General features: G+C 62.3%; 22 protein-coding genes. 13 read left to right on the top strand and 9 right to left on the bottom strand.

Annotation, left to right across the window (positions count from 1 at the left end; all coding sequences use genetic code 11):
* Positions 1-337 precede the first annotated feature (337 nt).
* The gene (locus tag PQU92_RS06210) at positions 338-511 is read right to left on the bottom strand and encodes a hypothetical protein (protein ID WP_272747339.1); all 174 of its coding nucleotides are present in this window, start codon (positions 509-511) and stop codon (positions 338-340) included.
* Positions 512-924: 413 nt separating this feature from the next.
* Here PQU92_RS06210 and PQU92_RS06205 point away from each other — a divergent pair, with 413 nt between their 5' ends.
* The 11 genes from PQU92_RS06205 (at position 925) to PQU92_RS06155 (ending at position 14,087) form a co-directional block, all read left to right on the top strand.
* Entirely contained in the window at positions 925-1,227 is a 303-nt protein-coding gene (locus PQU92_RS06205; RefSeq protein ID WP_272747338.1) for a hypothetical protein, read from the top strand.
* Between the two features lie 72 nt (positions 1,228-1,299).
* Positions 1,300-1,728: a hypothetical protein gene (locus tag PQU92_RS06200; protein WP_272747337.1), complete on the top strand. Its 429-nt coding sequence runs from the start codon at positions 1,300-1,302 to the stop codon at positions 1,726-1,728.
* A gap of 138 nt (positions 1,729-1,866) precedes the next feature.
* A complete protein-coding gene (locus PQU92_RS06195) occupies positions 1,867-2,019 on the top strand; it encodes an entericidin A/B family lipoprotein (protein ID WP_272747336.1) in 153 nt (50 codons plus the stop codon).
* Positions 2,020-2,131: 112 nt separating this feature from the next.
* A complete protein-coding gene (locus tag PQU92_RS06190) occupies positions 2,132-3,982 on the top strand; it encodes a sensor histidine kinase (RefSeq protein WP_272747335.1) in 1,851 nt (616 codons plus the stop codon).
* On the top strand, positions 3,979-4,443 hold the full coding sequence (locus PQU92_RS06185; protein WP_272747334.1) for a response regulator: 465 nt from the start codon (positions 3,979-3,981) through the stop codon (positions 4,441-4,443). The genes PQU92_RS06190 and PQU92_RS06185 overlap by 4 nt, the downstream gene beginning before the upstream one ends.
* Before the next feature lie 8 nt (positions 4,444-4,451).
* A complete protein-coding gene (locus PQU92_RS06180; protein WP_272747333.1) occupies positions 4,452-6,026 on the top strand; it encodes a response regulator in 1,575 nt (524 codons plus the stop codon).
* 83 nt (positions 6,027-6,109) lie between these two features.
* Complete coding sequence (pepN, locus tag PQU92_RS06175; protein WP_272747332.1) at positions 6,110-8,746, top strand: aminopeptidase N; 2,637 nt, start codon at positions 6,110-6,112, stop codon at positions 8,744-8,746.
* 102 nt (positions 8,747-8,848) lie between these two features.
* Complete coding sequence (locus PQU92_RS06170) at positions 8,849-9,403, top strand: response regulator (RefSeq protein ID WP_272747331.1); 555 nt, start codon at positions 8,849-8,851, stop codon at positions 9,401-9,403.
* 180 nt (positions 9,404-9,583) lie between these two features.
* A complete protein-coding gene (locus tag PQU92_RS06165) occupies positions 9,584-12,169 on the top strand; it encodes a PAS domain-containing sensor histidine kinase (RefSeq protein WP_272747330.1) in 2,586 nt (861 codons plus the stop codon).
* Positions 12,170-12,187: 18 nt separating this feature from the next.
* The gene (locus PQU92_RS06160; RefSeq protein ID WP_272747329.1) at positions 12,188-12,934 is read left to right on the top strand and encodes an AraC family transcriptional regulator; all 747 of its coding nucleotides are present in this window, start codon (positions 12,188-12,190) and stop codon (positions 12,932-12,934) included.
* Positions 12,935-13,178: 244 nt separating this feature from the next.
* A complete protein-coding gene (locus tag PQU92_RS06155; protein ID WP_272747328.1) occupies positions 13,179-14,087 on the top strand; it encodes a DMT family transporter in 909 nt (302 codons plus the stop codon).
* A 6-nt stretch (positions 14,088-14,093) separates the two neighbouring features.
* Here the strand turns inward: PQU92_RS06155 and PQU92_RS06150 are convergent, their stop codons facing one another.
* From PQU92_RS06150 to PQU92_RS06130, 5 genes are all read right to left on the bottom strand, one after another.
* Entirely contained in the window at positions 14,094-14,648 is a 555-nt protein-coding gene (locus tag PQU92_RS06150) for a periplasmic heavy metal sensor (RefSeq protein ID WP_272747327.1), read from the bottom strand.
* Positions 14,649-14,659: 11 nt separating this feature from the next.
* A complete protein-coding gene (locus tag PQU92_RS06145) occupies positions 14,660-15,118 on the bottom strand; it encodes a hypothetical protein (RefSeq protein ID WP_272747326.1) in 459 nt (152 codons plus the stop codon).
* A 15-nt stretch (positions 15,119-15,133) separates the two neighbouring features.
* Complete coding sequence (locus PQU92_RS06140) at positions 15,134-15,760, bottom strand: RNA polymerase sigma factor (protein ID WP_272747348.1); 627 nt, start codon at positions 15,758-15,760, stop codon at positions 15,134-15,136.
* 290 nt (positions 15,761-16,050) lie between these two features.
* A complete protein-coding gene (locus PQU92_RS06135; protein WP_272747325.1) occupies positions 16,051-18,993 on the bottom strand; it encodes a bifunctional [glutamine synthetase] adenylyltransferase/[glutamine synthetase]-adenylyl-L-tyrosine phosphorylase in 2,943 nt (980 codons plus the stop codon).
* A gap of 56 nt (positions 18,994-19,049) precedes the next feature.
* Positions 19,050-21,026 carry an ArnT family glycosyltransferase gene (locus PQU92_RS06130; protein WP_272747324.1) on the bottom strand — a complete coding sequence of 659 codons (1,977 nt, stop codon included), beginning with the start codon at positions 21,024-21,026 and terminating at the stop codon, positions 19,050-19,052.
* Positions 21,027-21,181: 155 nt separating this feature from the next.
* Here PQU92_RS06130 and PQU92_RS06125 point away from each other — a divergent pair, with 155 nt between their 5' ends.
* Complete coding sequence (locus PQU92_RS06125; protein WP_272747323.1) at positions 21,182-22,576, top strand: L-serine ammonia-lyase; 1,395 nt, start codon at positions 21,182-21,184, stop codon at positions 22,574-22,576.
* Positions 22,577-22,582: 6 nt separating this feature from the next.
* On the opposite strand, the gene PQU92_RS06120 is transcribed toward PQU92_RS06125, so the two are convergent.
* The 3 genes from PQU92_RS06120 to PQU92_RS06110 form a co-directional block, all read right to left on the bottom strand.
* Positions 22,583-23,011 (bottom strand): hypothetical protein, encoded by a 429-nt coding sequence (locus PQU92_RS06120; RefSeq protein ID WP_272747322.1) that lies wholly within the window; start codon positions 23,009-23,011, stop codon positions 22,583-22,585.
* Between the two features lie 149 nt (positions 23,012-23,160).
* Positions 23,161-23,469, bottom strand: coding sequence for a Dabb family protein (locus PQU92_RS06115; protein ID WP_272747321.1), 309 nt, complete (start codon positions 23,467-23,469; stop codon positions 23,161-23,163).
* Between the two features lie 80 nt (positions 23,470-23,549).
* Positions 23,550-23,960, bottom strand: coding sequence for a MerC domain-containing protein (locus tag PQU92_RS06110; protein WP_272747320.1), 411 nt, complete (start codon positions 23,958-23,960; stop codon positions 23,550-23,552).
* A gap of 174 nt (positions 23,961-24,134) precedes the next feature.
* Here PQU92_RS06110 and PQU92_RS06105 point away from each other — a divergent pair, with 174 nt between their 5' ends.
* A complete protein-coding gene (locus PQU92_RS06105; RefSeq protein ID WP_272747319.1) occupies positions 24,135-26,225 on the top strand; it encodes a glycoside hydrolase family 2 protein in 2,091 nt (696 codons plus the stop codon).
* The last annotated feature ends 98 nt before the right edge of the window (positions 26,226-26,323 follow it).

Raw genomic sequence — 26,323 nt, 5'->3', positions numbered from 1 at the left:
ACGCCGTCTGAGACCGCTTCACAAGCCGCCAAAGTCGTACGGTTGTAAAACCCTCACTTCTGCCCAGCTTTGCCGGGCCACAGACGCTTACATCCTTCCCCGTTTACGGGGAAGGTGGCAGGGCAGCCGTCAGGCTGAACTGACGGAAGGGGTAAACCGTCGCGCCCCCTAACACTGTCAGATTTATTTGAAGCACCGCTTCCACCTTCCGACGTCCAATCGCTTCGCGTTTGTCCACCACCTTCCCAATAAACGGGGAAGGATGTTAAAAATGACAAAAACACCCCCGGTTAGTGACCGGGGGTGTTTTTGTTGCCAGGCGTCGTGCCGTTAAACCTTACGGCTTTTCAGAACCGACCGGATTGACCTTAGGCAGCTTGCCCTTTTCGATACGGCCTTCGTTACGCAGCTTGCGGCCGTCGACGGCCATCTTGTCATTGCCGATGGCTTCGCCCAGTTCTTCTTCGGCGGCACCGGCAGTTTCCTTGATCGAACCCTTAAAATTGCTCATGTGTTTACTCCTGATTTGGGTGAATGTGAGCAGCCCCGTAACACCCTGAGATGCAGGCGACTGACGCCTTCATACTGACAGGAGAAACGTCAGGTTTCGCTTGGTTTGCCAAGGGTTTGGCGTAAGTATGCCGTCAGGATCGAACGGCCGCGAAAACCTTTATTCCGCGCTTATTTTTGCGCCCGCGCAAGGGCATGGCATCCTTAAATAGCCGCCGGTAACTTCAAATCATCACATCCACACGGATCAGCCGACACGGACAAGACGAGACACCCCCCATCCTCGTTTTGCGCAGTCCACACACAGCCCTCCGTGTCAGACATCCCCCCGCCCCGCGATCCGTGTGGATGTGACACCCCTTTCTCCCCTCCCCCGAAGCCCGATTCATTCAAATTCACGACAGGAGAGTCACCATGTTGTCCCCCGCTACCAAAGCCGCCGCCGGTGTCACCAAGGTTCTGGCCGAACATGATGTCCGTTCGGACGCCGAGCGCGCGCTGAACAAGGCCGAGGACGGTGCGCACAAGGTCATCGAAGACCTGACCCATCGCGCCAGCGAAGCCGGGGCCAAGGTGCGCACCTTTTTCGACGACGCTCAGGGTCATCTGAACACCGCCGGTGGCCGCCTGAACAAGGAAGTGCATGACAATCCGGTCCGCACGGGCCTGATTGCGCTGGGTGCCGGGGTTCTGCTCGGCATGCTGATCAAGCGTTAAGCCTGACCTACGCTTTCTGATGCGGGCGAAGTCTTAGCGGACTTCGCCCGCTGTCGTTTCAAACGGGGCAATATGATGTCGCTTGTCGCTCAGGTCGTCGATCTTCTTCTCACACGGCACCGGATGCATTCGGTGAAACCGCATATTCAGGCGCTTCTGGGCGCTCTGGCGGTGTTGTTTGCCCTGATCGTGTTCGCCATGGCGGCGCTGGCCCTGCTGGTCTTCACCGGCCTGTGGCTGCTGTTCAGCCTGATGGTTCATGCCGGAATGGGCAATCTGAGCGCGGGACTGTTCGTCGGTGCCGGCATCATCCTGTTGCTTTGCCTCATCGGCTGGGCGCTGGTGCGGGCGCAGAGGACGGTTCATCGCACCTTCGATACCCTGATCGGCGAAGGGACCAGCCTGCCCGGTCAGAAGACCGTCACCCGGACGCTAAGTGGTGCCGCCGGAGTCTTCAGGGCGTTTCGGCAGGGATTAAGCCACAGTAAAAAAGCTTCCTGATTTTCCTTGCGATTTTTTTACAATTCCCCCGGCACGCGGCATCGACCCATTACCGTCGCGCGGGCACTGTAATCCCACGATGGGGAAATCGTTTTACACCGCCTGAGGCTAAACGGGCGCGATCAAAAGGATATACAGATGATCACGAAAACCACCAAGCTGCTGTTCATCGCCGGTCTGGCCCTGGCCATCCCCGCGCTCAATGCCTGCAACACCATCGAAGGCGCCGGCAAGGACGTCGAAAAGACCGGTGAAGTCGTTCAGGACGCCGCCAAGGACGCCAAGAACTAAGTCTGGACTAATCCGATAATTTACAGGCCTAATGCCATAAGCGGCATTAGGCCTTACTGACATTTTCGGTGCGCGCAAAACCGCACCGGCCGAGCGGGGAACAGAAACGATGATGTGGCAGGGGTTGCTCAGGCGCAAACACTACTACTTCGTCATGTTCGCGCTGATTTCCATCGCCGTCGTCGCCTTCTCCTTCATCGTCTATAAGCATTATGAGCGCATTCAGGCGCGCAATGACGCCGCGTTATACGAGTACGAAATGATACGCCTGAGCCGGGTCGTGGTCATCGACCTGCTCGACATGGAAACGGGCGTGCATGCCTATCTGATTTCCGGCGAGCCGACGACGCTGGAGGCCTATATGGTGGCGCGCAAGATGCTGGAGCGCGACCTGAGTTCCCTGAGCGGCCTGATCCTGCGCCGGGACCCCGACTCCGCCGCAGACCTCTATATCTGGATCGATCGCATTCGGGCCTTCCGCAAGGTGCTGGACGACCAGATCGAGAATCGCACCCTGGAACGCGGTCAGGCGATACAGTTACGGACTTTCGAGAAACAGACGCGGGAAATGGCCAATATCCGCCGCCTGATCGAAACCAATACGGTCAAGCGTCTGATCAAGGTCCGTTTGCAGGCCGCCGAGGCAAAGACCGAGCGCAGCAATTTCTTCTACACCGTGGTCATCGGCAATGTCCTGCTGATCGGCATCATGCTGATGGGGACGGTGACCATCATCAATCTGGAGACCGAATTTCAGGCGCGGCTGGCGGCACAGGAAGCCAGTCAGCAGCGCTATCGCGAGGTCACCGAAGGCATCAATGACGGCCTGTTCGAGATCAATTTCCTCACCGATGAGTTCTATTGCTCCGCCGCCTACAAGGCCATGCTGGGCTACGGCCCGGACGAAATCGCCAACGAGGCTCAGGTCATGCGCAACCTGATCCATCCCGACGACCGCGCCGACGCCGATGCCGCCCTCAAGCGCTATATGGACGGCAGCGATGCGGTCTATCGCAACGTCTTCCGCATGAGGCACAAGGACGGGACCTACCGCTGGATCCTGTCGCGCGGCGTCGGCATCGGCGACGATTTCAGTTCGTTCAAGACGATGATCGGCACCCACGCCGACATCACCGAACAAAAGCAGCGCGAAGAGGAGTTGCGCCAGCTTTACGCCGATCTGGAAACCTTCACCTATATCACCTCGCACGACCTGCGGTCGCCGCTGGTCAATCTGAAAGGCTTCTCGAAGGAGTTGCAACTATCGGTCACCGACGTGACGGCGGCGCTAAAGCCCTATGAGGCGCAGTTCGATCAGGCCTCCCGCAAAATACTCGATACGGCGCTGGGCGAGGACATCCCCGAAGCGCTGGGTTTCATCGCCAAGGGCGTCGAGCGCATGGACAGCCTGACGCGGGCCATTCTCGACCTGTCGCGCATCGGCAAGCGCGTCTTCACTCTGGAAAAGGTCGACGCTCAGGCGGTGTTCGACAAGTGTATTGGCGCGCTCGGCTACGATATCACGCACAAGGGCATTACCATCGACTGCCAGCCCCTACCCGTGCTGGTCACCGATCCCATTGCGCTGGAGCAAATCTTCGGCAACCTGCTCGACAACGCCGTGAAATATCTGCGCACCGACGTTCCGGGGCGTATCGAGGTTTCGGTCCGCGAAACGTCCAATGACTTCATCTTCACCGTCGCCGATAACGGGCGCGGCATCGATGAGGTCGACAAGCCCAAGGTGTTCGAAATCTTCCGCCGCGCCCGCAACACGACCGAGGTCGGCGGGCTGGGGCTCGGCATGGCCTATGTCAAGGCGACCTTGCGGCGGCTGTCAGGCGGTATATGGTTTGAATCGGCGATCGATGACGGCACACGCTTTCACTTTCGCCTTCCGAAACGCGCCGCCATCACCGAACCGGTGACGCCGCCCGCTGACGATGTCAGGATATCCGCATGATCATCAATAGATTCGACGCCCAGTTCACCCTGATCATGATCGAGGACGACGCCGGTCACGCGAAGCTGATCCGCAAGAATCTGGAGCGCGCCGGGATCGGCAATCCGATCATCCATTTCGACGACGGACAAAAGGCTATCGACCATTTCTTCAACAATGGCCTGAGCGACGACCAGAACAAGGAACAGCATCAGAAATCGCTGGTCCTGCTCGACCTTAATTTGCCCCATATCGATGGCTATGAGATTCTGCGCCGCCTGAAAGGCGACCCGGCGACGCGGGCCATTCCGGTCATCGTCCTGACCACCACCGACAACCCGCGCGAAATCGACCGCTGCTACGAACTGGGGTGCAATGTCTATATTACCAAGCCGGTCGAGTACGACAATTTCTCCGACGCCATTCGCAAGCTGGGTCTGATGCTGGCCGTGGTGCAGGTGCCGCACGTGACGGCGAAATAGGATACCCGATGCCCAATACCCCGCTGACGACCATCCTCTATATCGAAGACGACGATGCGCTGGGCCGCCTGCTGCAAAAACGGATGCAGCGGCACGGACTGACCGTCGAGCTGGCCGAAACGGCCGAGGCCGGGCTGAAGATGCTCGAAGAGGCGCCCTTCGACCTGATCCTGCTCGACTACAACCTGCCGGGCATGAACGGTCTTGAGATGCTGCGCGAGATGAAAACGCGCGAGGACACGACACCGGTGATCATCCTTACCGCCGGTGGGGATGAGCGCATCGCCATCGCCGCCATGGAGCAGGGTGCCGCCGACTATGCGGTCAAGGATATCAATCAGGCCTATCTGGACCTGCTGCCCGCGGTCATGCAGGCCGCCTTCACCAAGGAAAAGCTGCTGCGCGAAAACGTGCGCCAGCGCCACGAACTGCAGCAGGCCAAGGAACGCGCCGAAGCCGCCTCTCAGGCGAAGACCGATTTTCTGGCGACGATGAGCCACGAGATCCGCACCCCTATGAACGTGGTGACCGGCCTGTCAGACATCCTGATCAAGTCGCCGCTCAACGACGATCAGTACCGCATCGTCGAGACCCTGCGCACCAATGCGCAATTGCTGCTGCGTCTGATCAACGATCTGCTCGACATTTCCCGCATCGAAGACAACCGGATCGAACTGGAAAGCACCGCCTTCCGGCCCTCCGACGTGCTGGCCGACCTCAAGATGATGTTCGCGCAGGATATCGAGCGCAAGGGGCTGGCCTTCGGGGTCGATGACCGGATGCAGGGCTTCGCCGTTACCGGCGACCGCACCCGTCTGCAGCAGGTGCTGATGAACCTGATTTCCAACGCGCTGAAATTCACCTCGGCGGGCGAAATCGAACTGACCGGTGAAAGTGAAAAGGTCGGTGACCACATCGCCCTGACCTTCAGCGTTCGCGACACCGGCATCGGGATTGCCGAGGCCAAGCGTGCCCAGATCTTCGACAAATTCACCCAAGCCGATGCCTCGATCACCCGGCGCTTCGGCGGGTCGGGGCTGGGTCTGTCGATTGCGCGGGCGCTGATGGACGTCATGGGCGGCGATATTTCGGTCGAAAGCCGCGAAGGCGCGGGCTCGACCTTCGTCGTGCGCCTGACCCTGCCCGCCGCGGTCATCGCCGCACCGGTCGAGACCTTGCCAGCGCCTGCGGTCGAGGCCGGAGAGCGCGCCCGCGTGCTGATTGTCGAGGACTACGCGCCGAACATCATGGTCGCCACCCTGATGCTGGAGGAGATGGGCTTTGAGGCCGAGGCCGCCGAGTCCGGCGCCGAAGCGCTGGCGCGGATCGAAAGCGCGGATCGCCCGTATCACGCCATCCTGATGGACGTGCAGATGCACGAAATGGATGGCTTCGAGACCACCCGCCGCATTCGCGACTGGGAAGGCGGCAAGGGCCTGCGGCATCGCATCATCGGCGTGACCGCGCACGCCCTGGCCGGGGATCGTGAACGTTGCCTCGATGCGGGGATGGACGATTATCTATCCAAACCGATCCAGCCCGATCTGCTGGCGCAGAAGCTGCGGGCCTTGAGTCCGGCGTGATCATTTCCGCATCATAAATTTGTAATGCCGGTAAGGACGAACCTGCTATAGCTTGACGGTTCTTCTTTTTGCCGAGCCACCTCATGCGCACTGAAATCGCCCGCCCGATCCGCCTCACCGACTATAAGGCGCCCGACTTCCGCGTCTCGGACACGAAACTGGTCTTCGATCTGCATCCGACCGAAACAAAGGTCACGGCCACCCTGACGCTGGAGCGCATCGGGGCCGCCGAGGCCCCCTTGGTGCTGCTGGGCGAACGGTTGAAACTTCTGGGCGTATCGCTCGATGGTCGCGCGCTGGAAACCTCTGATTACGAGGTGACGCCGGAAACCCTGACGATCGGCGACGTGCCGGATCGCTTCACGCTGGACATCGCCGTCCAGATCAATCCGCAGGACAACAAGACGCTGGAGGGCCTCTACATGTCGTCGGGCCGTTACTGTACGCAGTGCGAGGCCGAGGGCTTCCGCAAGATCGTCTATTTCCCCGACCGCCCCGATGTCCTGTCGAAATTCACCGTGACCGTCCGCGCACCGAAGGCCGGGTTCCCGTACCTGCTGTCGAACGGCAACCTGATCGATGCGGGCGAAGACGGCGACGCGCACTACGCCATCTGGGAAGACCCGTTCTTCAAACCGTCCTACCTGTTCGCGCTGGTCGCCGGGGAACTGGACGTGTTGGAAGACGCTTTCACCACGGCGTCCGGACGCAAGGTCGATCTGAAAATCTACGTCGATACGGGGATGCGCGAGCGCGCCGCCTACGCCATGGATGCGCTGAAACGCTCGATGCGCTGGGACGAGGAGGTCTATGGCCTTGAGTACGATCTCGACCTGTTCATGATCGTCGCCGTGCGCGATTTCAACTTCGGGGCCATGGAAAACAAGGGCCTGAACATCTTCAACGCCTCGCTGCTGCTGGCCGATCCGGACACGGTGACCGACCTCGACTACGAGCGCATCGAAAGCGTCATCGCCCACGAATATTTCCACAACTGGTCGGGCAATCGCGTCACCTGCCGCGACTGGTTCCAACTGTGCCTCAAGGAGGGCCTGACCGTCTTCCGCGATCAGGGGTTCAGCGCTGATATGCGCGGCGATGCGGTTCAGCGCATCAAGGACGTCAAGGCTTTGCGCGCCCGCCAATTCCCCGAAGATGCTGGCCCCCTCGCCCACCCTGTGCGCCCTTCCTCCTATCTCAAGATCGACAATTTCTACACCGCGACCATCTATGAGAAGGGCGCGGAAATCGTCGGTATGCTGAAGACCTATGTCGGGCCGGAGGTGTATCGTAAGGCGCTCGACCACTATTTCCAGACCAATGATGGCACGGCGGCAACACTGGAAGATTTTCTCAAGAGCTTCGAAGCGGTGACCGGCGAGGACTTCGCGCCGTGGCTGAAATGGTATGTGCAGGCGGGAACGCCGCACCTCAGCATAACGCCTTCTTACGACGCCGAAACACAGCGCCTGACCCTGGCGCTGGCGCAGGTCACCCACCCCACTCCGGCGCAGGCCAACAAGCACCCGGTGCCGATCCCCGTCCGTCTGGGCCTTCTGTCCGAAGACGGCGCGCCCCTGACCTTTACGATCGATGGCGAGACGGTCAGCGACACCCTGTTCGTCCTGCGCGAGGCCGAAGCCGAACTGGTGCTGGAGGATGTTGCTGTGGCGCCGGTAGTCTCGGCCCTGCGGCGGTTTTCGGCCCCGGTCAAGCTGACCCTCACCGAGCTCGACGCCCATAAATTCGCCCGTTTCCGTGGCGATGCCGATCCGTTCAACCGCTGGGAAGCGGCGCAAAGCCTCGCCAAGGATCTGATCCTGTCGGCGACGGGCACCGCCGCGGCCTATGCCGAGGCTCTGCGTGCGACGCTGGCCGACGACACGCTAGATGACGCGTTCAAGGCGTTGATCATCGGCCTGCCGACCGAGCCCGATCTGGCGCAGATTCTGACACCGGTCGATCCGGCCTATATCCACGCCCGCCGCAGCGCTTTCAAGGCCGAGCTGTCCAATGCCCTGTTCGATGATATCGAAGCGCTGTACGAGCGTTTCGAGGACGAACGCCTGGAAGCGCAGGCCCCGTTCAGCCCGGATGCCAAATCCGCCGGTCGTCGTGCCCTGCGTAATGCTTTGCTCGACCTGATGATGGCCAGCCACATCGATGCCGACGATGCCCGCCGCGAAAAGCTGAACTGGCGCGCGCAATATCATTACCAGCTGTCGCACAACATGACCGACCTCATGGCCGGTCTCAACGCCGTGGCGCAATTGCATGGCGAGGACTATGACGGCACGCTGGAACACTTCTACGACATGTTCAAAACCGAACCGCTGGTGCTCGACAAATGGTTCGCGGCTCAGGCCATGTGCGCCAATCCCGAGACGCTCAACCGTGTGCGCCGCCTGACGCAGCACCCCGATTTCGACGCCCGCGTGCCTAACCGCTGGCGCGCGGTGGTGCAGGCCTTCGCCGCCAACAACCCCAGCGTCTTCCACGACGTATCGGGGCAAGGCTACGACTTCATCGCCGATCAGATCCTGCTGGTCGATAAGTTCAATCCGATGACCGCCGCGCGTCTGGTCGAAGTCTTTGGCGGCTTCAAGCGCTACGCCGAGCCGCACGCCTCGCTGATGAAGGCGGCGCTGGAGCGCATTCTGGCGACACCCGACCTGTCGAAGAACGTCAGCGAACTGGCCGGCAAGGCCTTGGCAGCATAAGGGGGCGGCATAAGGCCCGGCGAGCTTTTAACGCCTTGAAAAGCATTCGGGGCTATAGGCTGCGTAACACGATTTTTCGTGTTCAGTACCAAGGAGTTCCCCGTGGCAGGTCTTGAACGTGTCCGGTTCATGGTGGTCGACGACAACGCCCACATGATCAATATCGTCAAAACCATCCTGCGCGGCTTCGGCGCCGTGCATGTGTTCGAGGCACGCGACGCCTCGGATGCGTTTCAGCGCCTGAAGAACGACTCGATCGACATCGTCATCGTCGATTTCATGATGGAGGTACTCGACGGCGTCGAATTCGTCCACCTTGTGCGCAATTCGTCCGACAGCCCGAATCGCTACGTGCCGATCATCATGCTGACGGCGCATTCGGAACGCTCCCGCGTGACCAAGGCCCGCGATTCCGGCGTCAACGAATTCTGCGCCAAGCCGGTCACCGCCACCGAACTGCACAAGAAGGTCGCGGCCGTCATCGACCGCCCGCGCCCCTTCATCAAGACCCAGGGCTATTTCGGCCCCGACCGCCGCCGCCGCAACGACGGCAGCTATAACGGTCCCGAACGGCGCGAAGGCTGGTCCGACGACCACCAGCCGCCGAACGCATCTCCAAACAGTGCCACCCCATCCACGCCGGGCGACGCCGAGTAAAAGCCTGTGGATTCTTCTTGCGAGCCATCCACAAGGAAGTCTGCGGGGGATGATTTATTAATCCTTAAGACTCTCGACAATAGATTAACCAAGCGTTTACCCTGTTCGTTAACCCCGAATCAGTCCGTGACGCGATTTGGGGTTTTTGATTCAATTCTTTAGCAGGACACGCGCGCGCAGATGCAACGCTATAATGCACAGGCTTATAGCGACGGTCGCTCATCAGAAGCGGCCACAGCCCTGCGTGGTAAAAAGACGCTCAAATCCAACCTGCTGACCAATATCAATCCGAAGATGCCGGCGTGGATGCGTATCGGCGCGCTCAGCCTGACGCTCGGTCTGACGCTGTTTCTCGGTGTCTCGACCTATGAGCTTCAGAACGACTATGCCTCGGGTCAGGCCGAACGCGACGAGCAGGGGCTGGTCCATGCCCGGTTGAACGCGGCGCGCATCGACACGCAGGTTTCGCTCTCGCGCGCCGTCATGGACGCCGCCGCCGCCAGCTACGTCGCGCGTTCGGCCAATAGTTCGGGAGGCGTGACCGCCGCCTTGGAGCAGGCGATGAAGACCGCCAACGGCGCGCTCCTGTCTCTGGCGATTGTCGACGCCGAAGGCCGTATCCTCGCGCGCACGGGCGCCGACGAGGCCACCCTGCAGGCCGAAGCGGCGAAGGCTGCGTCAAAAAGCTTCGAGATCGTGGCGCTGGGGTCGCGCCTGACCAAGTACGAGCGGCCCTATGCCGTATTCAATCCCGGTCCCGGCCGGGCGCGGCTGGTCGGACGGATGCGCAATCCGCTCGACGCAGCAGAGAATACCCGTGACAATCTGGCGCTGGTCATCAACGCCTCGGGCGAGGTCGTCGGTGCCTCGAACGACGCCCTGATCGGGCAGCCGGTGAAGGATGCCCTCTCCGTCACCCTTGCCGATATCCGCGACAACGCCAATTCCGCGCGCCTCACCCAGGGCGCGCTGACCGAAGGCGGCTTCGTGCGTATCGCCGCGGCCAACGAAGGCGATACCGGCCTGACCACGCTCTACGCCATGCCGGTCGCCGCCGCGACCTCGTCATGGATGAAAGGCGCCATGCTGTTCCTCGGCCCGCTGGTCATCGGCGGTCTGTTCGGCCTGCTCCTGCTGGTGCAGGGGCGTCGCACGACCGAGGCCGCGAAACTGTACCGCGAGAACGAGGAACGCTATCGTCTGGCCGTCGAAGCGGCGCGCTGCGGCATCTGGGAATGGGACCTCGACAGCGATCAGGTCTTCATGTCCGACGTCACCGGCGTCATGTTCGGCTGGGGCGGCGGCGGCATGGCGACCACCACCGAAGTCCTGTCGCGCATCGCCCCCGAACACCGCGAAGCCTTTCAGAAGGCGCTCGACAATGCCCGTCACAACGGCGCACTCGACGTCTCGTTCCGCGTGCCGACGTCCGAGGGCCGCTCGCTGTGGATGGATGCCCGCGGACAATCGACCGGAGGCAGAGGCCCGTCCGGCTTCACGCGCCTGTCCGGCGTGGCGCTCGATGTCTCCGATGAACGCATGGCACAGTCGCGGGCTCAGCGCGCCGAGGCCCGCCTGACCGACGCCATCAATTCGGTCTCCGACGCCTTCGTCTTGTGGGACCGGCGCGGGCGTCTGGTCATGTGGAACGATACCTTCGGGCGGACCTTCAACATCGATCCGCGCTTCCTGAAACAGGGGGCGCAGCGCGACCTGATCGACAAGGTCATGGCCATCGCCATCCGCCGCCAGTACGCCGTGGTCGACGCCCGCGAAGGCGTCATCGAAGCCGAACTGAACGACGGGCGCTGGATTCAGATTTCCGAGAGCCGCACGCTGGAAGGCGGGCGCGTCGTGACCGGGGCCGACATCACCGCGATCAAGGTGCAGGAGGAGATGAGCCGGCGCAACGAGGAACAGCTTCAGGGCATGGTCGACAAGCTGGAGCAGAGCCGCCGTATTCAGGCCGACCTCGCCAAGAAGTACGAAATGGCCAAGATCCGCGCCGAACAGGCCAATCATGCCAAGTCGGAATTCCTCGCCAACATGTCGCACGAACTGCGCACGCCGCTCAACGCCATCAACGGTTTCTCCGAGATCATGGCGTCGGAGATGTTCGGGCCGCTGGGCCACGCGCGCTATAAGGAATATTCCGGCGATATCCTGTCCTCCGGACAGCATCTGCTGGCCCTGATCAACGACATTCTCGACATGTCGAAGATCGAGGCGGGCAAGCTCAACCTGCGCTTCGAGCCCGTGGTGATCGACGAAGTCGTCGACGACACCCTGCGCCTGATCCGTCAGCGCGCCGAAAAGGCCGGGCTGAAGCTGCGCGTCCACCTGCCGCCCCTGCCGGAGATCAAGGCCGATTACCGGGCCCTCAAGCAGATCCTGCTCAACCTCCTGACCAATGCGGTGAAATTCACCCCGGCGGGCGGCACGATCACCGTGTCGGCGGTGGCGACCGAAAGCAATGTCCATATCTATGTGGCCGATACCGGCATCGGCATCGCCGAAAAGGACATCGAGCGCCTCGCCAAGCCGTTCGAGCAGATCGAGAACCAGTTCTCGAAAACCAAGGAAGGCACGGGCCTCGGCCTCGCCCTGACCAAGTCGCTGATCGAGATGCATTCGGGCCGTCTGGAGGTCGATTCGACGCTGGGTCAGGGCACCACGGTCAGCGTCGTTCTGCCGACGGATCAAACCGCGGCCGGGGCCGATGCCGACGACGGCACCGTTGTGGCGTCAGGTATCGCCGCTGCCTGATCCGGTATATAAGGGGGGATGCTTACCCCGCCGTCTCTCGACCTTCACATCCGCAGCTATGGCGACGATCCTGAGCCTGATCAGCATACCTTCGCGCAACTGGTGCTGCCGCTGAGCGGCACGCTGCATATGGACATCGAAGGTCGTGAAAGGCGCATCGATCCCCTGACGGCGGCGTTTGTTGCCCCCAATGCCTGGCATGGGCAGACCGGTCCGAACGGCAACCGGTCATTCATCCTCGATATGGATTTGTCGGCGGTATCGCCCGAGGTGACCGAGCGCCTGATGAACGGCACCTATATTTCCATCGGCCCGGCGGCGGGCAAGCTGATCGAGGCCATGCACCTGATGGCCGATGTGCGGCCCAAGGGGTTTCTGCACCACTGGACACCGCTCTTGCTCGATACCCTGACGCTGGAAACCCCGAAGCCGAAATCGCGGCTGACGGCCTTGCAGGCGGCTATCGACGCGCAACCGGGCGAGCCGTGGACAACCGAGATCATGGCACGTTTCGCGGGCCTGAGCATCAGTCGCCTGCACGCGGTATTTCAGGAAGACCTTGGCCTGACGCCACATGGCTGGCTGGCCGCACGGCGCATTGATCACGCCCGCCGCTTGCTGCGCGATGGGACCGCGCCGATTGCCGAGATCGCGTTCCGGCTCGGTTATTCCGACCAAAGCGCCCTGACCCGCGCGTTTCGCGACGCGACGGGCATGACACCGGCGGTTTGGCGTCGGCAGGAGAATGGGTCAAAAGAACCGTAGGCGGGGTCAAGACAAACACATCGGTTCAGGGCATGTAACGTCCACAAACATATTATACCTCCCTGCGCTGGCGCGGGGAGGGGGACCGCACGAACCACGAAGTGGTGAGATGTGGTGGTGGGGTGCCTTATTCATTTAAGGCGATGGTTGTTGAACCTCCGCAAGTCACCCCACCACCATTGGCTCCGCCAATGGTCCCCCTCCCCGCACTAAAGTGCAGGGAGGTATAAGAAAAAGGCAAACCATGACCGATCAAAAGAAACTCTGGCTGGGCATAGGCTGCGGCGTCGCGGCGGGCGCCCTGTGGGGGCTGGTCTTTCTGACGCCTGAGTTGGTGCCGGGGTTCTCAGCCCTGCAACTGTCCGCCGGTCGTTATCTCGCCTATGGGCTGGTAGCCGCCGTCCTGATCCTGCCCTCATGGCCGAGGCTCAGGCCGCTGATCAAAGGCGCGGAATGGCGGGGCCTGATCTGGCTCAGCCTGACCGGCAATATTATCTATTATGTGCTGCTGGCGCAGGCCGTGCAGTCTGGCGGGGTTGCCATGACCACCCTGATCATCGGCCTGCTGCCCGTCACGGTAACGCTGATGGGCCACCGCGACAGCCATGTACCGCTGATCAAACTGGTCCCGTCACTGGTGTTAGGCGTCGCGGGCATTGCCTGTACGGCATGGGACACGCTGGGCAAGGACCACGGGTCCCTGAGCGGTCTGCTGTGCGCCTTCGGCGCGCTGATCGCGTGGACCGTTTATGCGGTAGGCAACAGCCGCTGGCTCAACCGCCTGACGGACGTCACCGCCCACGACTGGAGCCTGCTGACCGGTGTGGTCACCGGGGCATTGGCACTGATGCTGGCCGTTCCCGCGTTTCTGTTCGGCGCGGGCGCGCATTCGGAGGGCGATTGGTGGCGCTTCCTTGGCGTGGTGACCGGCGTCGCCATCCTCTGCTCGGTCATCGGCAACGCCTTCTGGAACCGCGCCAGCCGCCTGCTGCCGATGAGCCTGATCGGACAGATGATCCTGTTTGAGACCCTGTTCGCCCTGCTCTACGGCTTTTTGTGGGAAGCGCGGTTGCCGACGGTCATGGAAGGCGCGGCGATCGGGCTGCTGATTGCCAGCGTGCTCAGTTGCGCCCACGCGCACAGGGCTGAATAAAGACGATCAGGACGCCGAGGCCGACGCCGACGCCTTGCCCGCCTTCTCCTTGTCAGCCTTTTCCTTTTCAGCCTTTTCTTGGGCCTTCTTCACGTCGTACATCGCCTTGGCGCGAGCGCGTTGCGGGCCCTTGATCAAACGGTCGGCGACCTTGGTCCGCTCCTCGATCGGCAATTGCAGCAGCAGAGTCAGGATCGCCGTCTCGATCTTGTCCTTGGCGGAGGATTCGACACGGCGCGCCTTCATGATCTCGGCCTGAATCGCCACAGGGTCGGGATTGGCCTCCAGCACAAGTCGGGTCGCCGCTTCACGATGGGTGCGGCTTTCGTTCATGTCGGTTTCGCCAGCCAGAGCGGCTTCGGTCAGCAGGGCGCGTGCCTTTTCCTGATTGGCCGGGCTGAGGCCCTCGACCATGCGCGTCAGGGCCGGCAGGTTCTTGTCGGGACGCGGCTTGAAATGCTTCTGGGCGATCACACCCGCGCCGATCAGCGATCCCGCGAGAAAGACATTCAGCACCACCGACAGCACCAGCCACGTTTTTACCGTCGGTTTTTTGGACACAGTCTCCGCCATTACCAGCTATCCACATCGCTGTAATTGGCCGCCACCAGCACGTCCTCGGCGCGCAGGTCGGCCGTCGAGGCCAGCCCCAGATTGACGCCGAAAATAACCCCGGCGGCACAGGCGGCCGCCAACCCTCCGGCCAGCCACATGACGCGCGATTTCGGACGGTGTGGGGCAACGAACGGGACGACATTATGTTCGTCGGCGACCTTTTCGACGACGGCGGCGGGCATAAGGCGCGCCAGAACCTCCCATTGCAGGGTGTCGGACGGCTCGGGCGCCGCTAACGATCCCAGCAGGGCGTCGACGCCGCGCGCCTCGGCCATCAGGGCACGGGCGACCTGCGGTTCGCGCTGCATGAAGGCGCGGGCGGCATCGCGCTCGGCTTCGGGCCAGCGGTTGGGATTGGCGCCATAGGCCTCGACAATGGCTTCGAAGCGATCGGATGTCATCGGTTGGGTTATCATCGTTTCAGCTCCTTTCTATGATGCGCTGAGCTTAGAGGTAACAAGCTTAAGTTCGGGTTTCCGGTCTTTTGCGGGCGGCCCGCCCCCCAGAAGATCGGTGCGTTGTTCACTGAGCAGCGCCTTCAGCTGACGCCGCCCCCGCGACAGGAGGCTTTCCAGCGCCTCCACCGAAACCTCCATCAGACCGGCGGCCTCGATATTGGACAGTTCCTGATAGTAGCACAGGACGATGGCCAGTTTTTGCCGCTCCGGCAGGGCATTGAGCGCCGCCTCGACCTGAGCGCTGGCCTGCTGCTGGTCCAGCCTCTGGGTCGGATTGGCCCCGGTATCGACCAGTTCGACCTCATTGGCATCGACCGTGTCCTTGCGCCGCCGCAGCCGGTCGTAGCACAGATTCACCGCCACCTTGTGCAGCCAGGTATCGAGCCGCGCCCGTCCCGGCACCCAGTGCGGCGCCTGTTTCCACATGCGCAACAGGGCTTCCTGCGCCACATCCTCGGCCTCGATGGCGTCACTGAGGAGGCGTCGGGCCAGCGACAGGACGCGCGGCAGCTTACGCGACACCAGCGCCTGCGTCGCGGCGGCATCACCCCGCGCGACGGCGGCGATCAGCGCCTCGTCCGGATCCGACAGCGAATCCATTTTCTGACCCATATAGCGATGGCCCTCACTCAGACGTGTCACATTAGACATTATGAAGACCTTACGCAACTACGGGACAAATCGGGCCTTTCAGGACCGCTTCAGGAGATTACACGTGGAACGATTCGAATCCCGTCGCAAATCATCCTCCCCTGTGAGCAAAGCGATACGGGGGAGGTGGCATCTGAGCGAAAAGCGAAGATGACGGAGGGGGCAAAACCGACGGAAATGCCCCCTCCGTCGCTTCGCGACACCTCCCCCGTACGCTGCGCTACAGGGGAGGATGAAACCTATCCGTTCGGGCCGATCACCGATTCAAAGGCGGCGCGGGCCTTCTTGCGTATGTCCTTCAGCTTCTTTTCTAGCGTATCGAGCCGCCGCGTATGGACCGCCCGGGCCAGCTTGCGCTGGAACGCTTCGGGTTCGGTCGACGGGTCGTCATTGGCGTCCAGCGACACCCGCAGCAACTGCGCCAGCCCCTGCTGCACCCGCCACGCCGCGCTGAGCGCCTCAACGTCTTCGGCGCGCGCCAGACCGGCGCGCTGCATGGCCTGAAGCGCCGGCAGCGTACCCACGCGCAGCGGCCCGCCATTGGCCGCGTGGATAAGCTGAAGATACTGGGCAGCGAATTCGCAATCGACCTGACCACCGACGACCAGCTTGAAATCCCAGAAATTCTTCGCCGGACGCTCGCGCTCCATCAGGGCGCGCATATTGAGCACATCGAGCGCGGTCTGGGCTTCGGAGCGCGTGGCGCGCAATATGGTCTCGATCTTGAGGCGGACCAGACCGGCAAAATCCTCCGACGTCGCCCACACGACACGCGCTCGCGTCAGGGCCTGAAACTCCCAGGTGTCGGCGTCGCGCGTATAGTAGTTTTCGAACGCCGCCAGAGACACGGCCACCGGTCCCTTGGCACCGGTCGGACGCAGCTTCATGTCGATTTCGTACAGCAGCCCCTCGTGCGTCGGGGCCGACAGGGCCGAGATCAGGCGCTGGGTGAAACGACCGAAATAGGTCTCCGCCCCCCAGCCCTTGATATCCGAGGTTTCGGACGGGTCGTGCGGCATATAGACCGCCATCAGGTCGAGGTCGGAACGCGCGGTCATTTCCTGACCGCCCAGCTTGCCGAGCGCCAGAATCGCCACTTCGCCGGGGAGATTCCCCCCCTGACGACGAACCTCTTCCAGCGACAGAGGCGACAGGTGCTGGATGCAGGCGTCGGCCAGACGCGCATAGGCCGCCCCCGCTGCTTCGGTACTCAGTCGCCCGTTGATGATCTGCATCCCGATACGGAATTGCTGCTCGCGGCATACACGACGCAGCGCGTTCATCACGCTTTCGATATCGTCCGCCACGCGCTCGACCTCGGCGGTGATCAGGCGGTCGACCTCCTCGCCCAACGGGTCGAAGAACCCGGCGTCGAGCATAGCATCGAAGATGGTCGGGTGCCGCGACAGAAGCTGCGCCAGCCGGGGCGAAAAGCCCATGATCTCGACGATCGAATGGAACAGTTTGGGATTGGCGAGGAACAGAGACTGGATCTGCACCCCGGCGCTCAGGCTGGAGAAAAACACCGAAAAGCGCGTGAAGGCGATGTTCGGCGCGCCGGTTTCATTCAACGCTTCCAGAAGTCTCGGCACAAGGCGCGTGAACAGTTCGCGCCCGCGCTCGGTCCGCGTGGCCGGAATGCGACCATGGTGCCAGGCACGGATCGTGGCCGAAATCTGCGAGGGATTGTCGAAGCCCATCCGCGTCAGGGTCTTGAGCGTTTCGGGATCGTCCTCGATACCGGTGAAGACCAGACTGCCGAACGACGACGACAGGTCTTCGGAATCCGAGAACAGTTCGCCGTAATGACCATTGACCAGCCGCAGGGTCCGCGACACGGCAAGGTCGAAGCGCGACAGGTTGGTGAAGCCGCACATGGCCGCTACGCGCATACGCTCCTCGTCCACCTCGGGCAGGATATGGGTCTGCTCGTCGGCGATCATCTGCACGCGGTGTTCCCAGTCGCGCAGACGGATATAGGCCTGTTTCAGTTCCTTGGCGACCGCAGGCGCCAGATGCCCGGCCCGGCGCAACGCGTCCAGCGCGTCCAGAGTCCGGCGCGAGCGCAGGCTGGGGTCGCGGCCGCCGAGGATAAGTTGCTGGGTCTGGACGAAGAATTCGATCTCGCGGATACCGCCGACGCCCAGTTTCAGGTTCGCGCCCGCCGGATCGAGGCGTTCGTGGACGCTGTGGATATGGATCTGGCGCTTGATCGACTGAATATCGGCGATGGCCGGGTAGTCGAGGCTACGCCGCCAGATGAAAGGCGACAGGGCCTGCATGAAGGCCTTGGCCTCGACCATGTCACCGGCGACGGGCCGCGCCTTGATGAAGGCCGCGCGCTCCCAGTTCTGGCCTACGCTTTCGTAATAGTTCAGGGCGAACGGGACCGCCACCACGGTCGGAGTCGAGGACGGGTCCGGCCGCAGGCGCAGATCGACGCGGAAGACGTAGCCGTCCGCCGTGCGCTCGGACAAAATGTTCGACACCCGCCGCGCCAGCCGGTCGATGAAGACCTGCGCTTCGACGCCGTCGGCCAGCGGCAGTTCTTCCAGTTCGCAGAAGAAGGTGATGTCGATATCCGACGAATAGTTGAGCTCCCCCGCCCCGTGCTTGCCCATGGCCAGCACGAACAGACCGGGCAGAACGCCGCGCTCGCCCTTGGGGTCGAACGGCCTGAGGCGGCCCTTGTCGCGCTCCTCGCGCATGGCCAGCGCAATGGCGGCGTAGGTGACGGCGTCGGCGAACCGCGTCAGGGCGGCGGTGACGTGATCGAGTTTCCACACATCGCCAAGATCGGCCAGAGCCGTCAGCAGGTGGGTATCGGCCTTGAGGTGACGCAAAACGCGTTTGGCGGCGTCGATATCGACGGCTTCCAGGGTCATGGCCTGTTCGGCCAAGGCCTCGGTGGCGAGCAATATGGCCTTGAGGCGCGCCTCGGGCGGCGACATCAGGGTTTCACGCAGGCGCTGCGGTTCGCGCCGCATCAACCCGGCCAGATAGGGCGAGGCCCCCAACACCGGCATCAGGGCCGGACCGGCACGCTCCAGCATGTCGGGCCAGCCTTCGGCCTGCGCCACTTCGGCGATGGTCTCATAGGCATACTGCGCCGCGCCGTCGTGCAGCACAGGGCCGCAGGCGTGCAACCGGTCGACCAGCGAAGAGAAAAGGATATCCGCCATGCCTATCTGTTAGGCGACTCACGCCGATTAGACAAGCATTTGCGCAACTGTGTGGCTTACTCTTTCACGTAAATGGCCCGTGGCGCCCCTTCGACGACCGTACCGTCCGTGCGCGTGGCGCGGAGCGACAGCACGTGCGCACCAGGTTTCAGACCCGCCTTGTCGAGTTTGAAATCGAACTGCACCTTCGGCCAGTTAGGATCGTAGGACAGAGGTTTGGGCGCCTGAAAATCTTTGGGATCGAGGCCGTAATTGGCGGGCGCGACCACCTTGCCGTCGATCAGAATATCGACGCGGGTCAAGCCGAGGGGATCGGTGGCTATGCCGAAGAAGTTTCCGCTGTCCCCGGCCTCGATAAAGGTGCCGCGCGGCGGCTGGGCGATATAGAGTTCCGGCAGGAAGGCACAGCGCGCCGGGGCCGTGCCCAGCGGCGTAGCCCGGATTCGGGCCGTATAGACATTGATCGTGGTGCGGCCGGGCGGCAAATCGACGATCCTATAGGGCTGAATATCCTCGAACTGACGACACAGGCGATCGCGGAAAGCCAGTTCTTCGGGCTGATGGTACAGATAGCTCGGCTCCGGCAGGACCAGCACCGCGCCTTTACCGGCTTTGGTTTTCACGAGGTCGGCATAGCCCAGACCCCATTCTTTTCGCGCCGTACCGAAGCGCGAAAAGGTATCGTAGGGCTCATCCAGCGTGAAGACCATACGTACGGCCTTTGCCGGAAACTCCAGCCGCACGGCGGGGACATGACCGGAGACCGCCAGGACCGGCTCCGCACCGAAGCGTTGCCGCGCCGACGCCTCCGCCCCGGCCAGAACCGGCTTTAGCGCCGTCCAGTTCTCATTGCGCATGAAGTTGATCGACCGCCACTGCCACGGCAGCTTTTCCGTATGCGTCCAGGCATATTCATAGACGGTAATCCCGATCCCGACCGCCAGGGCCAGCACCGGGGCCAGCCCGATCAGCCCGCTACGCAGGCATTGCCCCGACACTGTCCGCGCGCCGTCGGCAAAGCGGATCAGCGTCCCCGGCAAAACCGCGACCAGCGGCACATAGGCCATGAACGGCCAGTGCGGCATCAGCTTGGCATTGGCGGGCGATTGAAGGAGGTAAAACCCAAAGATAAAGACGCCGACGACCCCCAGCAGCGCGACGGGTTGGTCGCGTTCGCTTTTCAGCACCCGGACGGCGGCAGCGGTCAGGCCGATGAAGAAGATCGGCGTGACCATGGCGATCTGCTGGCTGAGGAAGGCGACCAGAAACTGAACGTCGGGCCGCCAGACCGGGCGATTGGTGACGTGGAAGGCAATCGCGGGCCAGTCATTGAAGGCATTGTACAGCAACGACGGCACAAGCCCGAGCGCAGCGATACCCCCGACGCTCCAGAATTTCACATTGGTCAGAAGTTTACGCCCCTGCGCCGTCACCAGAACGTACACAATGATACCCGCCCCGGGGATCAGGAAACGAAAGTGCACGAACAGGCCCAGCGCCGCGCACAGACCGGTCAGACCCCACCATTTCCAGGTATCCTCAGTGATAGCTCTGAGCAGGCACCCCAGCATCAGGGCCAGCAGCAATTGCAACAGGCCTTCCGGATAAAAGATGGTGCCCGATATCGACAGGGGCGGAATAAGCAGCGACAGGATAGCGGCCCAGATCGCTTCGCGCTTCGGCACGACCGCTGACGCCATAAAATAAATCGCGAACGGGATGGCCGACGCGATGAGCAGCGACAAAAGCCGCAACGGCACGACATTCATGCCGAAGATGAGGGTGACAAGGCGCGACAACAGCGGGAACCCCGCCGGGATATCGGGATAACCGAGCGCCGGATAAAGCCCCGACACGGCGAAATGGCCTTCCTCCCAGATCACGTTGGCCGTCAGGGCGATGTACAGCTTCCATAAGGCGATCACGCCGCCGATGATCAGACCGGCGCGGATCAGCGCCCGGTCATCGCCGAACAGCGGCTTTTGCGGGCTCAGCGGCTCAGGCCCCTGGCCGAGTTCGTACAGTTGCGTCATGCGGAAGGCTCCCCTGCTGCCCCTATCTATACCGGCCTTTCATCGCGGCGCAATATTGTCGACCTGATTTGGACGAGCAGTTCCGACTTCTGACAAAGCGTGCTATCCGTGATAAAAGTTACGATTGCACCTATCGGAACAATCCGGAGTTTTTCATGCTATCCGTGCTGGACATGTTCAAGATCGGGATCGGTCCGTCGTCATCGCATACGGTAGGGCCGATGCGCATCACGCGCCGCGCCCTGATCGAAGCGAAGGCCGCCGGCGTGCTGAACGTCGCGGCACGGGTGCGCGTGGAATTGCAAGGCTCTCTGGCCCTGACCGGCATCGGCCACGGTTCGGACAAGGCCGCCGTGCTGGGGCTTCTGGGGGCCGAACCTGACACGGTCGATCCCGACTGGGCCGACGCGATGTACGGCGCGCTGAAAACCGCGACTGAAATAGACCTCCATGACGGGCCGACGATCGGCTTCGACTACCGCCGCGACATCGATTTCCGCGGCGACATCACCCCGCGCCTCCACCCCAACGGCATGAGCGTCCGGCTTTATGACCCTAGCGGCGCGGAGATTTTCGAGCGCACGCTCTATTCGACCGGCGGCGGCTTCATCGCCTCGGCCGCGCAACTGTCGGCCCCTGCCGACAATGACCGCATCAGCGTCGGGCCGAAAGCCCCCATGCCGTTCGGTTCGGGGGCGGAATTGCTGCACCTGTGTACGCAACATGGCTGCAATATCTACGACGTCGTGCTGGCCAACGAAGACGCCCGGCGTCCGCGCGCCGAGACCGATGCCGGACTGTTGCGCATCTGGGAAGTGATGAGCGGCGGCATCGAGCGCGGGCTGAAAACGGCGGGCACCCTGCCCGGCGGATTGAACGTGCGCCGCCGCGCCCCGAAGCTGTTCGACACCCTGAAATCCGAGGCTCATAATCAGGAGTCCGAGCGCCTGTTCGACTGGCTGAACGTCTTTGCCATGGCGATTAACGAGGAAAACGCCGCCGGGGGTCGCGTCGTCACCGCCCCCACCAATGGCGCGGCAGGGATCATCCCGGCGCTGATCCGCTATTATTGCGCATTTGACGGCTGGAGCGAGGCCGATACGCGCTCGGACGGCAGGATCGGGCGCTTCCTGCTGACCGCCGCCGGGATTGGCCTGATCTACAAACAGCGGGCGTCGCTGTCCGGCGCGGAAATGGGCTGTCAGGGCGAGGTCGGCGTGGCCTGCTCGATGGGGGCGGCGGGCCTGTGCGCGGTCTGGGGCGGGACGGCAACACAGATCGAACACGCCGCCGAAATTGGCATGGAGCACAATCTGGGCCTGACCTGCGATCCGGTCGGCGGGCTGGTGCAGATCCCGTGCATCGAGCGCAACGCCATCGGCGCGGTCAAGGCCGCCAATGCCGCGCGGCTGTCCCTGCGCGACGACGGCGATCACAAGGTGTCGCTCGATCAGGTCATCGAGACCATGCGTCAGACCGGGCTCGACATGTCGTCTAAATACAAGGAAACCAGTCAGGGCGGCCTGGCCGTCAATGTGGTGGAGTGCTGACCATATCTAATTTTTCGCCACGGCGGGCTTCGACGGCACCACCGGCGGCACGCGCTCCAGACAGTCGCTCAGCTTCGGCCGGAGCGCCTCGCTATCCTGCTTGCCGATCAGGCTTTTCAGGCTGTCGTTCGGCACCGCCGCAAAGGCGAAGCGATCGGCCTGGCCTTCGTAGGTCTTGACGCTGGCCTCGGTCAGCGCGACCTGCTTCTGCACGGCGTTCAGCCCTTCGACCGACAAATTCGGCGAGCGCTCGATGCGGATGATCAGGCTGCTCATCACCTCGTATTCACGGTCGCGCAGGGTTTCGGCAATGGCCCGGCATTGGGTGGCCTCAACAGCGGTCAGGGGCGCGGTCACAGGCGTCTGGGTTTGAGCCTGCGCCACGCCGGAGGCGACCAGTAGCATCAAGGCGATAAGGGTTCTGAACCTGTTCATCGAACGCCCCCGTCCATTATGAGAGTGCAGCCTACGCCTGAGAGGCGAAAAGGCAAATCAACCGCGCGTGACAGGCATGATGCTGCACTGCAAAGGCGAAATTATGTTCCCCTTGCTTACGTACGCCGCAGATTTATGGATCACTGATTTCAGAGCGCGGTCGTTGCCGCGCTTTCGACCGTATAGTCCGCCGCCACACGCAGCTCACGGATCGGGCGGACGCGATCGATCGATTCCTGATACAGCGGATGCGCCTTATAAGCCCGCAGCGCCTCGACATCGGCAAATTCGCCATAGACGACGACTTCGATATCGTTGCCAAGCTGATCGACCTTTTCGTTGAAGGCGACCTCAAGCTTCTGCGCGTGGGGAATACCGGTCAGGATCGACAGGCCTTTGCGGATATCGTCACGGCTCTGGGTGTCTTTACAACTGAACATGACGATGTGGCGCAGCATGGGAATATCCGGACAAATGTAACCGTCGCCCGTCATATAGGGTCAGGCGTCTCAGTCAATAGTATGCAGTAGAAAAGCCCTCAGACTCGCAGGGCCTTCGCGGCTCTGTCGGCGTCGCGGTGACGTTGCGTGTTGATATAGTGCGCCGCGGCGACCATCAGGGCACCGACGACGCTGATCAGGGTTTCATGCGCGATCAGAACCGGGATAAAGGCCGCACCGGTCAGCAGCCCCAGACCGAGACCGGCCAGCACCGCCACACCCGGTTTGCGCCAGCCTTTCGAACGGCTGAGCGTCCAGATGCTCAGGGGGGCGGCGACCAGAATCAGCACCTGATGGACGACGTGACTGCCGGCGACCTGCCCCAGCACCGGCAGGGCAGCAATGGCGAACGGCAACAGCAGACAGTGGGCCAGACACAGCCCGGACAGGGCAATGGCCAGCAGGTCCATCACCGTGTTCGGCTTATCCGGATTGGGGGCAACGGCCATTCGCAACGTCCTGTCTTCGGGACACAGGACATATGTTATACCGTAACTTTTTGCAAGGGCGTGACGAAAATTTTAACGCACGGCGCAGGCTATCGCTTGCTGATTATTTGGTCTTTATTGGGTCATATTCGGTGCCTAATACCCCAGATATAAAAAACAACAGGGCTTGATGACATGATCCGATCGCTGTCCGCCATTCTGGCCGCCCTGTGTCTGTGCCTTACGGCGTCGGTCGCCGAAGCGCGATCGGTCGCCTCGATCAACACAGAATGGCGCGTCAAGCGCGAGGATATCAAGGGCGCCGAAGCCCCGGCCTTCGACGACACCAAATGGCAGGTCGCCAGTTTGCCGCATACCTTCAACCTCAGTGACGGCGATGACGGCGCGGTAACCGCGGGACCGTCCTTTTATCGTGGCACGGCCTGGTATCGCAAGACGCTGGACATGCGCGCCGTGCCCGCCAATGAGCGCCTCTATCTCCAGTTCGACGGGGCGGCCCTCGTCGCCGACCTGTTCGTCAATGGTGTCTTCGTGGGCCGGCACGAAGGCGGCTTCACGACGTTCCGCTTCGATATCACCCGGCATATCAAAACGGGCAAGAACGTCCTGGCCGTGCGCGTCAATAACGCCGCCTGGCCGCACGTCGCGCCTCTGGCCGGGGACTATACGTTTTGCGGCGGCATCACGCGCGGGGTGTCGCTGATCCAGACGCGCGATGCCGGGTTCGACTGGCTCGATCACGGTTCGCCTGCCGTAGCGGTATCTACCAGCAATGTCTCCGAGCGCAATGCCGACCTGAGCATGGCCGTCGCCGTGCGCAACAGCCGGTCGCGCGGATCAAAGCTGATCGTTCAGACCCGCATCTTCAGCGCCGATGGTAAACAGGTGTTCAGTGCCTCGAAACCAGTTAATCTCAAGGCCAATGAGGCCGGACGCGTGGTCATCGCGGGCAAGCTGCCCAATCCGCACCTGTGGAACGGCGTGGCCGATCCGTACATCTATTCGGTGGTCACCGAAGTCACCGACGACAGCGCGACCTTGGACCGCACGGTGACGGCGTTCGGTGTGCGCAGCGTCGTTTTCGATGCGCAGAAAGGCCTGCTGCTCAACGGCAAGCCCTATGCCGTCCATGGCGTCAATCTGCACGCCAGCCGTGCCGGCAAAGGCGGGGCGATCAGCGATCTCGATATCGTCGAGGACTTCGACCTGATGGCGGAGATGGGGGCCAATGCCGTGCGCCTCGTCCACTATCCCCACGCCCAGACCGCCTATGACGAGGCCGACCGCCGAGGGTTTCTGGTCCTGACGGAAGTGCCCGTCAACGGCACGGTCGTCGATACCGAGGCCTTCCGCGCCAATGCCGCCTTGCAGATGCGCGAACTGATCCGTCAGAATATCAACCACCCCAGCATCATCGCCTGGGGGCTGGGCAACGAGGTCCACGGCACCGAACCGTTTGTCGCAGCGACGCTGAAAGGGCTGAACGCGGTCGCCGAAGCCGAAGACCGTTCGCGTCCGACGATCTATGCCCATTGCTGTCAGGCCGATGATGCCCCTCTGGCCCAGACCTCGGACCTGATCGGCTTCAACCGCTATTTCGGCTGGTACAAGGACGAATTCGCCGACATGGGTAAATGGGCCGACGCTTACCATGCGAAATTCCCGACGAAACCCTTCGCCGTGCTGGAATACGGTGCGGGAGGTAGTGTCAGGCATCAGGAATCGCCGCCCGCGCGCGTCGATCCGCCGTCGGGCTGGCATCCGGAGCCATATCAGGCGCTCTATCACGAGGCCAACTGGGCGCAGTTGAAGGCGCGGCCCTTCATCTGGGGCGCGTTTGTCTGGCAGATGTTCGACGCCGCGTCGGACGGGCGCAATGAAGGCGACCACAGCGGCATCAACGACAAGGGTCTGGTGACCTACGACCGACGCACGAAGAAGGACGCCTTCTGGTTCTACAAGGCGCAGTGGTCGGCGGAACCGGTCGTCTATATTACCTCGCGCCGTTTCGATGAACGCACCAAGGCGGCGACCGACGTGAAGATCTACACCAACCAGCCGCAGGTGACGCTCAAGGTCAATGGCGTGACGATCGCCACCCAAACGGCGGCGGGCGGGATCGTGGTATTCAAGAACATAACCCTGTCGCCAGGCCTGAACCAGATTGCCGCCGAAAGCCCCTACAAGGGACAGGTCGTACGCGACCGTGTGCGCTGGAACCTGCAAGCGCCGGTCGGCGCGCTGGCGCAACCGGATCGACGGTAGTTACGTGGGGGTGCCGGGTTGCGGTTTCTATGCGCGACCTAATATAAACACGACGCCCCCTTCATACTCCCCCGGCGTGCCGGGGGAGGTGGATCGAT

This window comes from Asticcacaulis aquaticus, assembly GCF_028550415.1.
Taxonomy (GTDB): Bacteria; Pseudomonadota; Alphaproteobacteria; order Caulobacterales; family Caulobacteraceae; genus Asticcacaulis; species Asticcacaulis aquaticus.
The sequence above is the reverse complement of the archived record's forward strand: the minus strand, read 5'-3'. Positions and strand labels throughout refer to the sequence as shown.